Source organism: Variovorax endophyticus (assembly GCF_025376855.1).
Taxonomy (GTDB): domain Bacteria; phylum Pseudomonadota; class Gammaproteobacteria; order Burkholderiales; family Burkholderiaceae_C; genus Variovorax.
The window spans coordinates 41,041-58,349 of the sequence record NZ_JAHUTH010000025.1; the positions used below are offsets into that span (position 1 = coordinate 41,041).

At 67.8% G+C, this 17,309-nt stretch carries 16 protein-coding genes; all 16 read right to left on the minus strand.

Going from position 1 to position 17,309, the window contains the following annotated elements; genetic code table 11:
• Positions 1-19: 19 nt before the first annotated feature.
• Complete coding sequence (locus KV106_RS28040) at positions 20-442, minus strand: BLUF domain-containing protein (RefSeq protein ID WP_057592051.1); 423 nt, start codon at positions 440-442, stop codon at positions 20-22.
• Between the two features lies 1 nt (position 443).
• Positions 444-1,175: a GTP cyclohydrolase I gene (gene folE / locus KV106_RS28045; RefSeq protein WP_057592052.1), complete on the minus strand. Its 732-nt coding sequence runs from the start codon at positions 1,173-1,175 to the stop codon at positions 444-446.
• A 73-nt stretch (positions 1,176-1,248) separates the two neighbouring features.
• Positions 1,249-2,004, minus strand: coding sequence for an endonuclease/exonuclease/phosphatase family protein (locus KV106_RS28050; RefSeq protein ID WP_057592053.1), 756 nt, complete (start codon positions 2,002-2,004; stop codon positions 1,249-1,251).
• Positions 2,001-2,465 (minus strand): dihydroneopterin triphosphate diphosphatase, encoded by a 465-nt coding sequence (gene nudB / locus KV106_RS28055; protein WP_261213984.1) that lies wholly within the window; start codon positions 2,463-2,465, stop codon positions 2,001-2,003. The genes KV106_RS28050 and nudB overlap by 4 nt, the downstream gene beginning before the upstream one ends.
• Positions 2,466-2,548: 83 nt before the next feature.
• The gene (aspS, locus tag KV106_RS28060; RefSeq protein WP_261213986.1) at positions 2,549-4,360 is read right to left on the minus strand and encodes an aspartate--tRNA ligase; all 1,812 of its coding nucleotides are present in this window, start codon (positions 4,358-4,360) and stop codon (positions 2,549-2,551) included.
• A gap of 35 nt (positions 4,361-4,395) precedes the next feature.
• Positions 4,396-5,031 (minus strand): DUF502 domain-containing protein, encoded by a 636-nt coding sequence (locus tag KV106_RS28065; protein WP_057592056.1) that lies wholly within the window; start codon positions 5,029-5,031, stop codon positions 4,396-4,398.
• A 43-nt stretch (positions 5,032-5,074) separates the two neighbouring features.
• The gene (locus KV106_RS28070) at positions 5,075-5,401 is read right to left on the minus strand and encodes an FmdB family zinc ribbon protein (RefSeq protein WP_057592057.1); all 327 of its coding nucleotides are present in this window, start codon (positions 5,399-5,401) and stop codon (positions 5,075-5,077) included.
• Between the two features lie 107 nt (positions 5,402-5,508).
• Positions 5,509-6,957, minus strand: a complete 1,449-nt coding sequence (locus KV106_RS28075) for a high affinity choline transporter 1 (protein ID WP_261213993.1) — start codon at positions 6,955-6,957, stop codon at positions 5,509-5,511.
• Between the two features lie 75 nt (positions 6,958-7,032).
• Positions 7,033-8,598 carry a ubiquinone biosynthesis regulatory protein kinase UbiB gene (gene ubiB / locus KV106_RS28080; RefSeq protein ID WP_057592059.1) on the minus strand — a complete coding sequence of 522 codons (1,566 nt, stop codon included), beginning with the start codon at positions 8,596-8,598 and terminating at the stop codon, positions 7,033-7,035.
• A complete protein-coding gene (locus tag KV106_RS28085) occupies positions 8,595-9,161 on the minus strand; it encodes a hypothetical protein (protein WP_057592116.1) in 567 nt (188 codons plus the stop codon). Before KV106_RS28085 ends, ubiB begins: the two co-directional genes overlap by 4 nt.
• A gap of 51 nt (positions 9,162-9,212) precedes the next feature.
• Positions 9,213-10,229 (minus strand): Tim44 domain-containing protein, encoded by a 1,017-nt coding sequence (locus KV106_RS28090; protein WP_261213994.1) that lies wholly within the window; start codon positions 10,227-10,229, stop codon positions 9,213-9,215.
• Positions 10,230-10,260: 31 nt separating this feature from the next.
• Positions 10,261-10,992 carry a bifunctional demethylmenaquinone methyltransferase/2-methoxy-6-polyprenyl-1,4-benzoquinol methylase UbiE gene (gene ubiE / locus KV106_RS28095; protein ID WP_057592061.1) on the minus strand — a complete coding sequence of 244 codons (732 nt, stop codon included), beginning with the start codon at positions 10,990-10,992 and terminating at the stop codon, positions 10,261-10,263.
• A 147-nt stretch (positions 10,993-11,139) separates the two neighbouring features.
• Positions 11,140-11,553, minus strand: coding sequence for a gamma-butyrobetaine hydroxylase family protein (locus KV106_RS28100; RefSeq protein WP_261213996.1), 414 nt, complete (start codon positions 11,551-11,553; stop codon positions 11,140-11,142).
• 10 nt (positions 11,554-11,563) lie between these two features.
• The gene (locus KV106_RS28105; protein WP_261213998.1) at positions 11,564-12,013 is read right to left on the minus strand and encodes an HIT family protein; all 450 of its coding nucleotides are present in this window, start codon (positions 12,011-12,013) and stop codon (positions 11,564-11,566) included.
• A complete protein-coding gene (locus KV106_RS28110; protein ID WP_261214000.1) occupies positions 12,010-15,888 on the minus strand; it encodes an FAD/FMN-binding oxidoreductase in 3,879 nt (1,292 codons plus the stop codon). Before KV106_RS28110 ends, KV106_RS28105 begins: the two co-directional genes overlap by 4 nt.
• Positions 15,889-16,017: 129 nt before the next feature.
• Positions 16,018-17,250, minus strand: a complete 1,233-nt coding sequence (gene serA / locus KV106_RS28115; protein WP_261214002.1) for a phosphoglycerate dehydrogenase — start codon at positions 17,248-17,250, stop codon at positions 16,018-16,020.
• Positions 17,251-17,309 lie beyond the last annotated feature (59 nt).

Here is a 17,309-nt window from a genome sequence, read left to right on the forward strand (position 1 = left end):
CCGAGGCCCCCGACGCATTTCAGTGGCGCCCGACGATGGCCGCCGTGGCCATCAATTCCTCGAGCAGCGCCAGCGAGACCTTGCCCGAGACCTTGTACGGGTCGAGCTCGGGCTTCTCGGAGTATTTCAGCAGCGTGGAGGCGTTGAGCTTGGAGAGGTTGACCTGCCCCATGGTCCAGCCGCCGAAGCGGCGCTCGAAGATTTCCTCGTAGTGCAGCAGCACCACGTCCTTGTGGCGCGCATCGCGCTGGATGTGGCCGTAGAGCTCGCTGATCGCCATGCGGCCGCCTTCGATCGCCTGCAGGAAGGTGCCGCCGCCGTAGCAGAGGATGCCCGTGATGCCGCAGGCCGTGTTGTGCGAGCGCGATTGCGTGAGGATCGCCTCGATGGCCGCGGGGCTGGTGTCGACGGCGCGGCTGGCGTAGAGGAGTCGGACCAGCATGTCAGCTCTTTCGGGGCAGGAGGGACAGGAATTCGCGCCGCAGGCTCGGATCCTTGAGGAACACGCCGCGCATCACGGAATTGATCATCTTGCTGTCCATTTCCTTCACGCCGCGCCAGGCCATGCAGAAGTGCTCGGCCTCCATGACCAGCGCGAGGCCGTCGGGCTGGGTCTTTTCCTGGATCAGGTCGGCCAGCTGCACCACGGCCTCTTCCTGGATCTGCGGACGGCCCATGACCCATTCGGCGAGGCGCGCGTACTTCGACAGGCCGATGACGTTGGTGTGCTCGTTGGGCATCACGCCGATCCAGAGCTTGCCGATGATCGGGCAGAAATGGTGCGAGCAGGCGCTGCGCACCGTGATCGGGCCGACGATCATCAGCTCGTTGAGGTGCTCGGCATTGGGGAATTCGGTCAGCGGCGGCGCCGGCACGTAGCGGCCGCGGAACACCTCGTTGACGTACATCTTGGCGACGCGCCGCGCGGTGTTGTCGGTGTTGTGGTCGTTCTCGATGTCGATGACCAGGCTCTCGAGCACGCCCTTCATCTTGACCTCGACCTCGTCGAGCAGGGCCTCGAGCTCGCCGGGTTCGATGAACTCGGCGATGTTGTCGTTGGCGTTGAAGCGCCGGCGCGCCGCGTTCAGGCGCTCGCGGATCTTCACGGAGACGGGCGTGCCCTCGTCGTCGTCTTTGGGAACGGGGAGCGTGTCCACTTCGGTTTTCCTCAGCATCGGGCCATCGTACCAGTGAATCGATGCCCGCCGTTCGGGCCGCGAATGCCCGCCCCTTCTGCGGGCCTTGCTATCAATTCGGCAGCAAGAAATCGGTGACCAGCGGCAGGTGGTCCGACATGCGGGCCCAGATCGGGCCGCGCGGCACGCTGCTGGTCAGGGGTTCGAGCTCGCGCCCGTAGATGAAATCGAGCTGCGCCACCGGCAGCCGCGAGGGATAGGTCAGCGTGCGCGGACCGCGCAGGTCGCTGGTGTCGCGCAGGCCCATGGCGTTCATCGCGTAGCGCATGCGCGCGCCCCAGTCGTTGAAGTCGCCGGCCACCACCACCGGCTCGCCATCGGGTACTTCGCGCTCGATGAATTCGCGCAGCCGCGCCACCTGCCGCACGCGGCTGCCCTTGATCAGCCCGAGGTGCACCACGATGGCGTGCACCGGCCGCCCTTCGACCTCCATCACCACGTGCAGCAGGCCGCGCTGCTCGAAGCGGTGGTCGGAAATGTCCTGGTGGTTGGTGCGCAGCACGGGCCAGCGCGTGAGCAGCGCGTTGCCGTGCTCGCCGTGGCGCGTGACGGCATTGGTCTCGTAGACCGCCGTGTAGCCCTCGGGCGCGAGGAAATCGGCCTGCGGCAGCTCGGGCCAGCGCGGAAAGCGCACCGCGGCCTGGCGGTTCATCTTGCGCACTTCCTGCAGGCAGACGATGTCGGCATCGAGCTGCTCGATGGCGTGGCCGAGGTTGTGGATTTCGAGCCGCCGCGCGGGCCCGATGCCCTGCACCCCCTTGTGGATGTTGTAGGTGGCGACCCGGAAGTTGGGCGTCTGCGAGTTCATCGCGCAAATTCTGGCAGCAACAGAATGGCTTCGGCGTTCGATGGGGAAAAGCAGGCGTCGGCGGCCTCGCGGTACGGCAGCCAGCGCCAGTCGGTGTGCTCGCGCGGCGCCAGCACCGGCACGACGCGCTCGGGCACGCACAGGCCGAACAGGTGCTCGGTGTTGTGCGTGACACCAGGCGCATAGCGCGCGCGCCAGCGCGGATAGATCTCGTAGACGTTGCGCAGCTCCCAGTCGACCAGCTGCGCCGCGAGCGCACTGCCCTGCCCGCACAGGATGCCGGTCTCCTCCGCGACCTCGCGCGCGGCCGTGAGCGCGAGCGGCTCGTCCTCCGCGTCCTTGCTGCCCGTGACCGACTGCCAGAACTCGGTCTCGGCGTCGGCGCGGCGGATCAGCAGCACGTCGAGGGCGGGCGTGTGGATCACGACCAGCACGGACTGGGGGATCTTGAAAGGCCGCATGGGGCGAGGCTCCTTCGTGTCACCGGCTTCGCAAGGAAGCTGACAAGAAAAAAAGGGCACTCATCGAGTGCCCCTGTCGCCGATCAGGCCGCCGGCTGCGGCTGCACGTTGCGCAGCCGGATGTGCAGCTCGCGCAGCTGCTTCTCGTCGACCGGGCTCGGCGCCTGCGTCAGCAGGTCCTGCGCGCGCTGGGTCTTCGGGAAGGCGATCACGTCGCGGATCGACTCGGCGCCGGTCATCAGCATGACGAGGCGGTCCAGGCCGATGGCGATGCCGCCGTGCGGCGGGGCACCGTACTGCAGCGCGTCGAGCAGGAAGCCGAACTTGAGCTGCGCGTCCTCCGCGCTGATCTTGAGCGCGCGGAACACCTTGCTCTGCACTTCCTCGCGGTGGATACGCACCGAGCCGCCGCCCATCTCGATGCCGTTGAGCACCATGTCGTAGGCCTTGGCGATGCACTTCTCGGGCGCGGTGTCCATGAGGTCCTCATGGCCGTCCTTCGGCGCGGTGAACGGGTGGTGCACGGCGCTCCAGCGCTGGCCTTCCTCGTCGAACTCGAACATCGGGAAGTCCACCACCCACAGCGGTGCCCAGCGGTCGTCGAACAGGCCGCTCTTCTTGCCGAAGGCGCTGTGGCCGATCTTCACGCGCAGCGCGCCGATGGCGTCGTTGACCACCTTCTCCTTGTCGGCGCCGAAGAACAGGATGTCGCCGTTGCGCGCGCCGGTGCGGGCGATGATCTCGGCCAGCGCGTTGTCGTCGAGGTTCTTCACGATCGGGCTCTGCAGGCCCTCGCGGCCCGCGGCCGCGTCATTGATCTTGATGTAGGCCAGGCCCTTGGCGCCGTAGATCTTCACGAACTCCTGGTAGGCGTCGATCTCGCCGCGCGACAGGCCGCCCTCGGCACCGCCGCCCGGCACGCGCAGCGCGACCACGCGGCCGCCCTTCATCGTGGCGGCGTTCGAGAACACCTTGAATTCCACGCGCTTCATCAGCTCGGTGAGTTCGGTGAATTCGAGCTTCACGCGCAGGTCGGGCTTGTCCGAGCCGTACTTGAACATCGCCTCGCCGTAGGTCATGGTCGGGAACACCGGCAGCTCGATGCCCGCGGCGTTGCGGAACACGTTGCGGATCATGCCTTCGAACATCTCGCGGATCTCTTCCTCGGCGAGGAACGAGGTCTCGATGTCGATCTGCGTGAACTCGGGCTGGCGGTCGGCGCGCAGGTCCTCGTCGCGGAAGCACTTCACGATCTGGTAGTAGCGGTCGTAGCCGGCCACCATCAGCAGCTGCTTGAACAGCTGCGGCGACTGCGGCAGCGCGAAGAAGCTGCCGTCGTGCACGCGGCTGGGCACGAGATAGTCGCGCGCGCCTTCGGGCGTGGACTTGCCGAGCATCGGGGTCTCGATGTCGATGAAGCCGTTGGCGTCGAGGAACTTGCGCGTTTCCATCGTCACCTTGTAGCGCAGCATCAGGTTGCGCTGCATCGCCGGGCGGCGCAGGTCCAGCACGCGGTGCGTGAGGCGCGTGGTTTCCGACAGGTTGTCGTCGTCGAGCAGGAACGGCGGCGTGACCGAGGGGTTGAGCACCTTGAGCTCGTGCGCGAGCACTTCGATCTTGCCGCTCTTGAGCTGGTCGTTGGTGGTGCCTTCGGGGCGTGCGCGCACGAGGCCCGTGATCTGCACGCAGAACTCGTTGCGCAGGTTCTCGGCGACGGCGAAGGTCGAGGCGCGATCCGGGTCGCACACCACCTGCACGTAGCCTTCGCGGTCGCGCACGTCGATGAAGATCACGCCGCCGTGGTCGCGGCGACGGTTGACCCAGCCGCAAAGGGTGACGGTTTGGCCCAACAGGGCTTCGGTCACGAGACCGCAATAGTGAGTACGCATGGCCATGGCTAGATTCCGGCGCCGTTGCGGCGCGTTCGTTTTTATGGGTTGGACGGTTTGGTCGTCGCGATGCTGGCGGGGCTGCCAGGAACGACCACCCCCATCGAGACGATGTACTTGAGCGCCTCGTCCACGCTCATCCGGAGCTCGATGCAGTCGCTGCGCTTGAGCATCACGAAGTAGCCGCCCGTGGGATTGGGCGTGGTGGGCACGTAGACGCTGAGGAACTCCTCGTTGCCCAGGTGTTCCGCGACCTCGTTGCCGGGCGCGCCGGTGACGAAGGCGATGGTCCACACGCCCTCGCGCGGCCACTGCACCAGCACCGCGGTGCGGAAGGCGTTGCCGTTCTCGGAGAACAGCGTGTCGGAGACCTGCTTGACGCTCGAATAGATCGAGCGCACCACCGGGATGCGGCGCACCACGGCGTCGCCCCAGCCGAGCAGGCGCTTGCCGACGAAATTGCTCGCGGCGGCGCCCACCACCAGCAGGATCGCCAGCGTGAGCAGCACGCCCAGACCGCGCACCCGGTGGTCGCTGAGCCAGACCTGCCACTGCTCGGGCAGCAGCCACAGCGTCTGGTCGAGCGTGCCGATGATCCAGTTCAGCACGCCGAGCGTGATGACCAGCGGCACGATCACCAGCAGGCCGGACAGCAACCATTTGCGCAGGGCGAGCATCGGGAGGTTTCTCTTCTGGGACAGCGGCGGGCGGTTCGGCGCCTCAGTCGGCGCTCTTGGCGGCCGGCGCGGGGGCGGGAGCCGGCGCGGGTGCCGGGCTGGGCGCGGCGGCGGGCGCATCGGCGGACTTGGCGGCGCCATCGCCCGAGGCGACCGGCGCGGTGGCGGCTTCGGACTTCTTGCCGCCGCCGTCGCGGAAGTCGGTGACGTACCAGCCCGAGCCCTTGAGCTGGAACCCGGCCGCGGTGACCTGCTTTTCGAACGCGCTCGCGCCGCATGCCGGACACACCGTCAGAGGCGGATCGGACATCTTCTGCAGGGCATCCTTGGCGAAGCCGCAGGCGCTGCACTTGTAGGCGTAGATGGGCATGGGAAATCGAGTGGGGAAAGCGGCCAGGCGGCCGCTCGCAAAGCCCTCGATTATAGGGGCGCCCCCCGGCCGCCCGACGTCCCCGGGGATTGCGCCCCGGGCCGGATTCAGGCCGTTTCGGTCGCCAGCGGGCGGTGCGGCGTGTGAGTGTTCACCACCCACTGCGGCGCCAGCGAGCCGAGCACCATGCCCGCGAACGAGGCCAGCACCCCCGCGAGCTGGGCCGGGAACACCGCGCCCCAGGGCATGGCCATGAACAGCAGCCAGGTGCCGATGCCGAACAGGATCGCGGCGATCGCTCCCTGGGTGGTGGCGCGCTTCCAGTAGAGGCCGAACACCAGCGGGACGAAGGCCCCGACCAGCGGCACCTGGTAGGCGCCCGAAACCAGTTCGTAGATCGGCGTGCCCTGCATGCGGATCGCGTAGGCCAGCACTGCGGCGCTGAACAGCAGCACCGTGATGCGCATCGTCATGAGGTTTTCGCGGTCGGTGCCCGAGGGCCGGAACTGGCGCCAGATGTTCTCGGTGAAGGTGACGCTGGGCGCCAGCAAGGTGGCCGAGGCGGTCGACTTGATGGCCGACAGCAGCGCACCGAAGAACAGCACCTGCATCACGAACGGCATCTTCTCGAGCACCAGCGTGGGCAGCACCTTCTGCGGATCCTCCTTGAGCAGCGTGGCGGTCTGCTCCGGCATGATCAGGAGCGCGCTGGCCACAAGGAACATCGGCACGAAGGCGAACAGGATGTACGCCAGGCCGCCGATCACCGGGCCACGGGTGGCGGCCTTGACGCTGTTGGCCGACATCACGCGCTGGAACACGTCCTGCTGCGGGATCGAGCCGAGCATCATGGTGATGGCGGCCGCGAAGAAGAAGACCATGTCGTGCCAGTTGGGCTCGGGCCAGAACTTGAACAGGTCCTTGCTGACCGCGAAGGCGACCACCTTGTCGGCGCCGCCGGCCATGTTGCCCGCGAACATCGCGATGATGGCCAGGCCGGCCACCAGGATGATCATCTGGATGAAGTCGGTGACCGCCACCGACCACATGCCGCCGAACAGCGTGTAGGCCAGGATCGAGACCACGCCGATCACCATGCCGGTCGACAGCCCGATGGCGCCGCCCGAGAGCACGTTGAACACCAGGCCCAGCGCCGTGACCTGCGCCGAGACCCAGCCCAGGTAGCTCAGCATGATGATCAGCGTGCAGGCCACCTCCACGCCGCGGCCGTAGCGCTCGCGGTAGTAGTCGCTGATGGTCAGCAAGGTCATGCGGTAGAGCTTGCCCGCGAAGAACAGGCCCACGAGGATCAGGCAGGTGCCGGCGCCGAACGGGTCCTCGACCACGCCGTTGAGGCCGCCCTCGATGAACTTGGCCGGGATGCCCAGCACCGTCTCGGAACCGAACCAGGTCGCGAAGGTGGTCGTGACGATCATGAAGAGCGGCAGGTGCCGTCCGGCGATCGCGAAGTCGGTGGTGTTCTTCACGCGCCGGGCCGCATACAGGCCGATGGCGATGGTGAGCAACAGATAGACGATGACCAGGGTCAGCAGCACGTCAGGTTCTCCTCTTTCCTCGTTCCAAGGCAGCACGCCTTTCTTTCAGGCCGTGGCGGCCAGCGCCCGCGCGGTTCAGAAAATCCGAACGCGCACCAGCAACTGCATGGCCAGCAGACCCAATACAAAACCTATGCCACCGTAGAGGATGGACTGGAGCAACCGGTTGGTGCGCTTCTGCGCGGCCAGCAGCTCCAGCAGCTCGCGCCGGTGGTCGGGCGGCCGATTCTCCAGGAAATCGTGCAAGAGGCGCGGCAATTCCGGCAACAGCTTGGCGTACCGCGGCGCCTCGTCCTTGAGCTGCTGGAACAGCTTCTTGGGGCCGATCTGGTCGACCATCCACTTCTCGAGGAAGGGCTTGGCCGTGTGCCAGAGGTCGAGTTCGGGGTCGAGCTGGCGGCCCAGCCCCTCGATGTTGAGCAGCGTCTTCTGCAGCAGCACCAGCTGCGGCTGGATCTCGACATGGAAGCGGCGCGAGGTCTGGAAGAGGCGCATCAAGACCATGCCGAGCGAGATCTCCTTGAGCGGCCGGTCGAAGTAGGGCTCGCAGACGGTGCGGATCGCGGCCTCGAGCTCGTCGATGCGCGTGCCCTCGGGCACCCAGCCGCTCTCGAGGTGCAGCTCGGCCACGCGCTTGTAGTCGCGCCGGAAGAAGGCCACGAAGTTCTGCGCCAGGTACTCCTTGTCGGACTCGGTGAGCGTGCCGATGATCCCGAAGTCCAGCGAGATGTAGCGCCCGAAGGCCTCGGGCTCGAGGCTGACCTGGATGTTGCCCGGGTGCATGTCGGCATGGAAGAAGCCGTCGCGAAACACCTGGGTGAAGAAGATGGTGACGCCGTCGCGCGCGAGCTTCGGGATGTCGACGCCCGCGGCGCGCAGCCGCTCGAGCTGCGCGATCGGCACGCCCTTCATGCGCTCCATCACGATCACCTCGGGATGGCAGAAGTCCCAGAACATCTCGGGGATCAGCACCAGGTCGAGCGAGGCCATGTTGCGGCGCAGCTGCGCGGCATTGGCGGCCTCGCGCACCAGGTCGAGCTCGTCGTGCAGGTACTTGTCGAACTCGGCCACCACCTCGCGCGGCTTGAGCCGCTTGCCGTCGGGCGAGAGCTTCTCGACCCAGCCGGCCATCATGGCCATCAGGCCCAGGTCCTTCTCGATCACACCGCGCATGTTGGGGCGCAGCACCTTGACCGCCACCTCGCGCAGCTGGCCGTCGCCGGTGCGGATGGTCGCGAAGTGCACCTGCGCGATCGAGGCGCTCGCGATCGGCGTTTCGTCGAACTGCACGAACACGTCGCCGACGGGCCGGCGGAACGCGCGCTCGATGGTCGCCACCGCCACCGCCGAGGGGAACGGCGGCACGCGGTCCTGCAGGAAGGTCAGTTCGTCGGCGATGTCGGGCGGCAGCAGGTCGCGCCGCGTGGAGAGCACCTGGCCGAACTTGACGAAGATCGGGCCCAGCCGCTCGAGCGCCTCGCGCAGCCGCTGGCCGCGCGGTGCATCGAGCCGGCGGCCGAAGGAGACAATGCGCGCGACCACGCGCAGCCAGGGCTTCTGGAAGCTCGTGAGCACGAGCTCGTCGAGGCCGTAGCGCAGCGCGACCCAGACGATGAAGAGGCTGCGATAGAAGCGGCTCATTCGGCGGTGCCCGCCGAACCGATACCGGATCTGCCGGCCGCCGCGCGGTTGCCCACGAACTGGCGCAAAGCGCCCACCACGCGCCGCACCGCATTGCCGATGGCATGCGCGGGCACGTCGCCGATCACGCGCGCGAGGTCGTCCTCGACGTCCCAGCGCACATGGTCGACCAGCCAGTTGACCTCGGCCGCGAGCTGCACGTCGCCCACGATCTGCACCGAGGGCTTGTCGCCGCGCAGCGTGGCGCGCGCGATCTCGAAGGGGTTGTCATCGGTGACCGACAGCGTGAGCTCTGGCACCGAGCCCGGCGGTGCCAGGTCGAGCAGGCCGGCGGGCGTGGCCACCAGTTCCATCGTGACGAAGCGCCACTGGAAGCGCACCACGCGGCCCTGCTGGCGCACCAGCCGCTGCTGGGCCTCGGGCTCCTGCTGCAGCACGTGGTTGAGGAACAGCACGGCGCGGTGCTGGATCTCGTGCACGGCCCAGGGCGGCGGCTGCAGGCGCTCGCCGACACGATTGAACAGATCGCCGAGCAAAGAAAAAGGGGACGATGGTGTGGCCATGGTCCCCATTATCCTTTCTGCAGGCGGCCGGGCCGCCCTCGAAGCCGCTGCTTATTGCAGGGCTTGCACGCCGGCCACGAGCCAGCCGTTGCCGCCGGTGGTCGGGCGCGTCATGTTCCAGACTTCGCGGAACGGGCCCGGGCCCGCCGAGGCGTCTTCGCGGATCATGCCGGAGAACTCCACGCTGGCCATGTAGGCATCGGCCAGTTCCTCGATGCCGAGCAGCTTGGCGTCGAGCATCACGACCTCGGTCTTGTTCGACGCGCCACCGGTGTGGCTGGCGCGGTCGGCGAGCTGGCTGCGGATCTCCGCGATCATCTCGTCGGTCATCATCGAACGCAGCATGGTGATGTCGGCACGGTCCCAGGCGTCCTGCAGCGTCACGAAGTTGCGCTTGGCCGCGGCCAGGAAACCGTCGACGTCGAAGCCGGCCGGAATGCCCCAGCTCTGCGAACCCGCGAGGGCCGAGCCGATCATGCTGCCGCCACCGGCCGCGGCACCCGCGGACGAGAGGCTGCTGCCGTGCGAGGTCGCGGCGGGCGTGGCATCGAAGTTCGTCGTGTTGCGCTCCCACGGACGGGCCGAGGCATCGTTGCCGACGTTGTTCGGGCTGTACTGCGCCGGCGCCGCCGGGTTGCCCGGACCGCCCGCGCCCTGGAAGGCGAAGCCGCCCTGGCGTGCACCGGCGGGCTGCGAGCGCGACTTGATCATGCGCCACACGAACACCGCGGCCAGCACCAGCAGGCCGATCAGCAGGATGTTGGCGAAGCCCGCGCCCAGGCCCAGCGAGTTCGCGAGCCAGGCGAGGCCCAGGCCCGCGGCCAGGCCGCCGAGCATGGCGCCCCACGGACGCTTCGGAGCCGCGGCGGCGGGCGCCGGCGTGCCGGGCCTCGGCGCCGCGTTGGCGGCGTTCTGTTGCGCGGGCGCGGCCGGCGGCGTGGCCTGGCGTTGCGTCACGTTCGAGGATTGGCGGCCGACCGACTTGCCACCGCCCATGCGTGCGGCGTCGGCCTGGATGCTGACGAGCGCCAGTGCGCCGGCCAGAAGCAAAGTACCCAAACTCTTCATAACGTCTCCTCTCGAACGAAATCTCGTCTGATCAACACTTGATTCCAACATGGAGGGCGACCACGCCACCCGTCATGTTGTGATAGTCCACATGCCCGAAACCGCCCTCTTTCATGAGGGACTTGAGCTCGTCCTGGCCCGGATGCATGCGGATCGATTCGGCCAGGTAGCGGTAGCTCGCGTCGTCGCCCGCCACCACCTTGCCCAGGCGCGGCAGCACGTTGAAGGAGTACCAGTCGTAGACCTTCTCGAGCGGCTTCGCGACCTTCGAGAACTCGAGCACCAGCAGCTTGCCGCGCGGCTTGAGCACGCGGTTCATCTCCTTGAGCGCGACGTCCTTGTGCGTCATGTTGCGCAGGCCGAAGGCGACGGTGACGACGTCGAAGTGGTCGTCGGGGAAGGGCAGCTTCTCGGCGTCGCAGACCGTGGTGGGCAGCACCACGCCGGCGTCGAGCAGGCGGTCGCGGCCGGTGCGCAGCATGGCCTCGTTGATGTCGGTGTGGACCACCTGGCCGCTGGCGCCGACCTTCTTCGCGAAGGCCAGTGCGAGGTCGCCGGTGCCGCCCGCGATGTCGAGCACGCGCGAGCCTTCGCCGACGTTCGCGACCATGACGGTGTAGGCCTTCCATGCGCGGTGAAGCCCCATGGACATGAGGTCGTTCATCAGGTCGTAGCGCGTGGCGACCGAGTCGAACACGCCGCGCACGCGGCCGGCCTTCTCGCTCTCGTCGACTTTCTCGAAGCCGAAATGGGTGGTGGTCATGCGACCGATGTTAGGCCGTTCGTCCTCGCATCAAGACGACGACCCCGCTGTACCGGCGGTCATTTGTTGCTTTTTCTGCAAACGCAGAGGTCTTGTAACGCCCGTCACGTCTACCGACGAAGCTATGCTTTCAATAGCAAACGCCGGTCAATGGCTGCCGCAGGCGTGGCCGCCCTTCGCGGCCATCGGCGCGTCGCGATCGACGCCCGCTTCGGCCAGCTTCTGCTCGTAGGCGGCCCAGAGTTCGGCCTCTTGCGAGCCCAGTTGATACAGCAGATCCCACGAGTAGATGCCGGTGTCGTGCCCGTCGCTGAAGGTGGGCTGCACCGCGTAGTTGCCCACCGGCTCGAGCGCGACCAGCTCGACCTCGCGCTTGCCGGTCTGCAGCGTCTCCTGGCCCGGGCCATGGCCCTGCACCTCGGCCGAGGGCGAATGGATGCGCATCAGCTCGAACGGAATGCGGAAGGTGGCGCCATCGGAGAAGCCCACTTCGAGCACGCGCGAGCGGCCGTGAACGGTGATCGATTGCGGCGTCGGTGCGCCCTGTTTCAAGCCTGCCATCACGAACTCCTCAGATGCCTCGACCACCCATGCGGCCGAGGCGCTCGATCATCGCAGCCTCCGCGGCCGGCAGGCTCGCCGCGACTTGCGCTTCGCGCTCAGCATCGCGTTCGCGCTGCGCGCCGGCCCACACCGAGCCCGGGAAATGGCTGTCGTCCGCGAAGCGCGCGATCACGTGCCAATGCAGGTGCGCCACCATGTTGCCGAGCGCGGCCAGGTTGATCTTCGCCGGCCGCAGGTGCTCGCGCAGGCACTGCTCGACCACCGTCACGGCCTCCATGCACCGCACGCGGTCGGCCGCATCGAGGTCGGAGAACTCGGGCGCATGCGCGGCCCACACGACGCGGTAGAAGGCCGGGAAGCCCGCCTCCTGCGCATGGATCACGCGCAGCTTCGCGCCCTCGAACACGAGGCGCCCGCCGGGCCCCTCGCACAGCACGCAGCCCGGCGCCGCGCTCACACCAGCACCCGTTCGATGCCACCCTGGTTCGCGGCCGCCACGTACTCGGGCATCCAGTCGGCGCCGAGGATCTTGTTGGCCATCTCGACCACGATGTAGTCGGCCTCGAGCAGGCCGTTGTTCAGGTCGCTGCCGTAGCGCGACAGGCCCTGCAGGCAGCTCGGGCAGCTGGTGAGGATCTTCACGTTCTCGCCGGCGCCGATCTTGCCGCCGTCGCGCAGCGCGGCCTCGCCCTTCTTCAGCTCCTCTTCCTTGCGGAAGCGGATCTGCGTCGAGATGTCGGGCCGCGACACGCCCAGCGTGCCCGACTCGCCGCAGCAGCGGTCGTTCTTGAGCACGTTGTCGCCGACCAGCGCCTTCACCGTTTTCATCGGGTCCTGCTGCTTCATCGGCGTGTGGCAGGGGTCGTGGTAGAGGTAGCCGGCACCGCCGGCGTCGCCCAGCGTGATGCCCTTCTCGAGCAGGTACTCGTGAATGTCGATGATCCGGCAGCCCGGGAAGATCTTGTCGAACTGGTAGCCCTGCAGCTGGTCGTAGCAGGTGCCGCAGCTCACCACCACCGTCTTGATGTCGAGGTAGTTGAGCGTGTTCGCCACCCGGTGGAACAGCACGCGGTTGTCCGTGATCATCTTCTCGGCCTTGTCGAACTGGCCGCTGCCGCGCTGCGGATAGCCGCAGCACAGGTAGCCCGGCGGCAGCACCGTCTGCACGCCCGCATGCCAGAGCATGGCCTGCGTCGCGAGCCCGACCTGCGAGAACAGCCGCTCCGAGCCGCAGCCCGGGAAATAGAACACCGCCTCGGTCTCCGAGGTCGTGGCCTTGGGGTTGCGGATGATCGGCACGTAGTCGGCGTCCTCGATGTCGAGCAGCGCGCGCGCCGTCTTCTTCGGCAGGTTGCCCGGCATCTTCTTGTTGATGAAGTGGATCACCTGCTCCTTGACCGGCGCCGGCCCGAGCGAGGCCGGCGGCGCCGCCGTCTGCTTCTTCGCGAGGCCGCGCAGCAGGTCGTTGGCCATGCGCTGCGCCTTGAAGCCGATGCCCACCATGCCCGCGCGCACCGTCTTGATGGTCTGCGGATTGGTCGCGTTGAGGAAGAACATCGCGGCCGCGTTGCCGGGACGGAAGCTCTTCTGCCCCATCTTGCGCAGCAGGTTGCGCATGTTCATCGACACGTCGCCGAAGTCGATCTTCACCGGGCAGGGCGTGAGGCACTTGTGGCACACCGTGCAGTGGTCGGCCACGTCCTCGAACTCCTCCCAGTGCTTGATGCTCACGCCGCGCCGGGTCTGCTCCTCGTAGAGGAAGGCCTCGACCAGGAGCGAAGTCGCGAGGATCTTGTTGCGCGGGCTGTAGAGCAGGTTGGCGCGCGGCACGTGGGTGGCGCACACCGGCTTGCACTTGCCGCAGCGCAGGCAGTCCTTGACGCTGTCGGCGATGGCGCCGATGTCGCTCTGCTGCATGATGATCGACTCGTGCCCCATCAGGCCGAAGCTCGGCGTGTAGGCATTGGTCAGGTCGGCATGCAGCGACTGCGCGCCGGCACCCGGCTCGCGCAGCAGCTTGCCCTTGTTGAAGCGGCCCTCGGGGTCGACGCGCTGCTTGTACTCGGCGAAGGGACGCAGCTCGTCGTCCGACAGGAACTCGAGCTTGGTGATGCCGATGCCGTGCTCGCCCGAGATCACGCCGTCGAGCCGGCGCGCCAGCTTCATGATGCGCGCGACCGCCTCGTGCGCGGTCTGCAGCATCTCGTAGTTGTCGCTGTTGACCGGGATGTTGGTGTGCACGTTGCCGTCGCCCGCGTGCATGTGCAGCGCGACCCACACGCGTCCCTTGAGCACGCGCTTGTGGATCGCCGTGCACTCGGCCAGGATCGGCGCGAAGGCGGCGCCCGCGAAGATGGCCGACAGCGGCTGGCGCAGCTGGGTCTTCCAGCTCGCGCGCAGCGAATGGTCCTGCAGCTGCGGGAACAGCGCATCGACCTCGTCGAGCCAGCCAGCCCACAGCGCGCGCACCTCCTGCAGCAGCGCCACGGCCTGCGCCACGCGGTCCTCGAGCAGCTCGGCCGAGGGGATCTCGTTGGCATCGTCGGTCTTGCCCAGCGGCAGGTTGCCGTGCACGAAGAACTTCTCGAGCTCGTCGACCAGCGCGAGCTTGTTGCGCAGCGAGAGCTCGATGTTGATGCGCTCGATGCCGTCGCTGTACTCGGCCATGCGCGGCAGCGGGATCACCACGTCCTCGTTGATCTTGAAGGCGTTGGTGTGGCGGCTGATCGCGGCGGTGCGCTTGCGGTCGAGCCAGAACTTCTTGCGCGCCTCGGGGCTGATGGCGATGAAGCCCTCGCCGCTGCGCGAGTTGGCGATGCGCACCACCTCGGAGGTGACGCGCGCCACCGCGTCGGCGTCGTCGCCCGCGATGTCGCCGAACAGCACCATCTTCGGCAGGCCGCCGTGCTTCTTCGACTTGGTGGCGTAGCCCACGGCCTTGAGATAACGATCGTCGAGGTGCTCGAGGCCGGCCAGCAGCACGCCCGAGCGCTTCTGCTCGGCGAACATGAAGTCCTTGATCTCGACGATGCTGGGCACCGCGTCCTTGGCGTTGCCGAAGAACTCGAGGCAGACGGTGCGCGTGTGCGCCGGCATGCGGTGCACCACCCAGCGGCAGCTCGTGATCAGGCCGTCGCAGCCTTCCTTCTGGATGCCCGGCAGGCCCGAGAGGAACTTGTCGGTCACGTCCTTGCCGAGGCCTTCCTTGCGGAAGGTGCGGCCCGGGATATCGAGGCGTTCGGTGCGCAGCGGCGTCTTGCCGTCGGCCGCGAAGTACTGGAGCTCGAACAGCGCGCTCTCGGCGTCGTGGATCTTGCCGAGGTTGTGGCCGATGCGCGTGACCTCGAGCCATTCGGCCTGCGGCGTGACCATGCGCCACGAGGCCAGGTTGTCGAGCGCGGTGCCCCACAGCACGGCCTTCTTGCCGCCCGCGTTCATCGCGACGTTGCCGCCGACGCACGAGGCCTCGGCCGAGGTCGGGTCGACCGCGAACACGTAGCCCGAGCGCTCGGCCGCGTCGGCCACGCGCTGCGTGACCACGCCGGCCTCGGTCCAGATGGTGGGCACGGGCGCTTCGAGGCCCGGCAGCGCGACCAGCTCGACCTCGGTCATGGCCTCGAGCTTCTCGGTGTTGATGACCACGCTGTTCCAGGTCAGCGGGATCGCGCCGCCGGTGTAGCCGGTGCCGCCGCCGCGCGGAATGATGGTCAGGCCCAGCTCGATGCAGCCCTTGACCAGCAGCGCCATCTCGGCCTCGGTGTCGGGGCACAGCACGACGAAGGGGTACTCCACGCGCCAGTCGGTGGCATCGGTGACGTGGGCCACGCGCGAGAGGCCGTCGAACTTGATGTTGTCCTTGGCCGTGAGCCGGCCCAGCACGCGCGTGGCCTTGCGGCGCAGCGCGGCGACGTCGCGGAACAGGGTGTCGAAGGCCTGCACGGCCTCGCCGACGCGGGCCGTGAGCTCGCCCACGAGCTGGTCGCGCGGCAGGTCGCTGTCGGGCGTGCGGCGCTTCTGCACCTCGGCCAGGCGATGCCGCAGCGCATCGACCAGCAGGCCGCGGCGGCGCGGGTTGTCGAGCAGGTCGTCGATCAGGTAGGGGTTGCGCTGCACGACCCAGATGTCGCCGAGCACCTCGTAGAGCATGCGCGCCGATCGGCCGGTGCGGCGCTCGGCGCGCAGCGTCTGGAGCAATTCCCAGGCGCGCTCGCCCAGCAGGCGGATCACGATCTCGCGATCGGAGAAGCTGGTGTAGTTGTAGGGGATCTCACGCAGTCGTGCGGGCTCTGCGGCCTGCGACAGCAGCGCGTTCAACGCGGTCGGAGCATTCATCGGGGTGGGGCCTCGGCCGGGCGCCACGCGTCCATAGCCGGGGTGGGGATTTTAGGTCAGGGGACCGCTCCCTGCCTTGGCGCCCGGTATTGCGCCCTCCCCCGCCGGGGGAGGGAGAAAGTCAGAACATCAGAACAGCACGCGGCTGCGGATCGTGCCCTGCACCTTCGCGAGCTTCTCGAGCGCGAGGTCCGAGGAGGCGGCGTCGATGTCCATCACCACGTAGCCGATCTTCTCGTTGGTCTGCAGGAACTGCGAGGAGATGTTGATGTTGTTGTCCGAGAAGATCTTGTTGATCTCCGACAGCACGCCCGGCACGTTGCGGTGCACGTGCAGCAGACGGTGCTTGCCCGGATGCGCGGGCAGCGCCACCTCGGGGAAGTTGACCGACGAGGTCGAGGTGCCGTTGTCGCTGTACTTGACCAGCTTCTCGGCCACCTCGAGGCCGATGTTGGCCTGCGCCTCCATCGTCGAGCCGCCGATGTGGGGCGTGAGGATCACGTTGTCGAGTCCGCGCAGCGGCGACTGGAACTCGTCCTTGTTGCTGCGCGGCTCGACCGGGAACACGTCGATGGCGGCGCCCAGCAGCTTCTTCTCCTTCAGCGCGTCGGCCAGCGCGTCGATCTCGACCACGGTGCCGCGCGAGGCGTTGATGAGGATCGAGCCGGCCTTCATGGCCGCGATCTCGGCCGCGCCGATCATCCATTGCGTGGCCTGCGTCTCGGGCACGTGCAGGGTCACGATGTCGCTCTGCGCCAGCAGCTGGTGCAGGTCGCGCACCTGGCGCGCATTGCCCAGCGGCAGCTTGGTGACCACGTCGTAGAAGGCCACGTGCATGCCCAGCGCCTCGGCCAGCACCGACAGCTGCGCGCCGATCGAGCCGTAGCCCACGATGCCCAGCGTCTTGCCGCGGATCTCGAAGGCGTTCTCGGCCGACTTGAGCCAGCCGCCGCGGTGCGCCACCGCGCTCTTCTCGGGCACGCCGCGCAAGAGCAGGATCGCCTCGGCCAGCACCAGCTCGGCCACCGAGCGGGTGTTGGAGTAAGGCGCGTTGAAGATCGCCACGCCGTGCTCGCGCGCGGCCTCGAGGTCGACCTGGTTGGTGCCGATGCAGAAGCAGCCGGCGGCCACCAGCTTGTGGGCGGCCGCGAACACCTCGGCCGTCAGCTGGGTGCGCGAGCGGATGCCGAGGAAGTGCACGTCGGCGATCTTGGCCTTGAGCTGCTCGTCGGGCAGCGCGCCCGGCAGCGACTCGACGTTGGTGTAGCCCGCCGCATGGAGCACCTCCACGGCCGAGGGGTGGATACCCTCGAGCAGAAGAAACTTGATCTTGCTTTTGTCGAGGGAGGTCTTGCTGCTCATGCTGCTGCTCGCGGTAGCCCCGGCCATGGCAACAGGCTAGGCCGAAAAAGGGAGGGCGA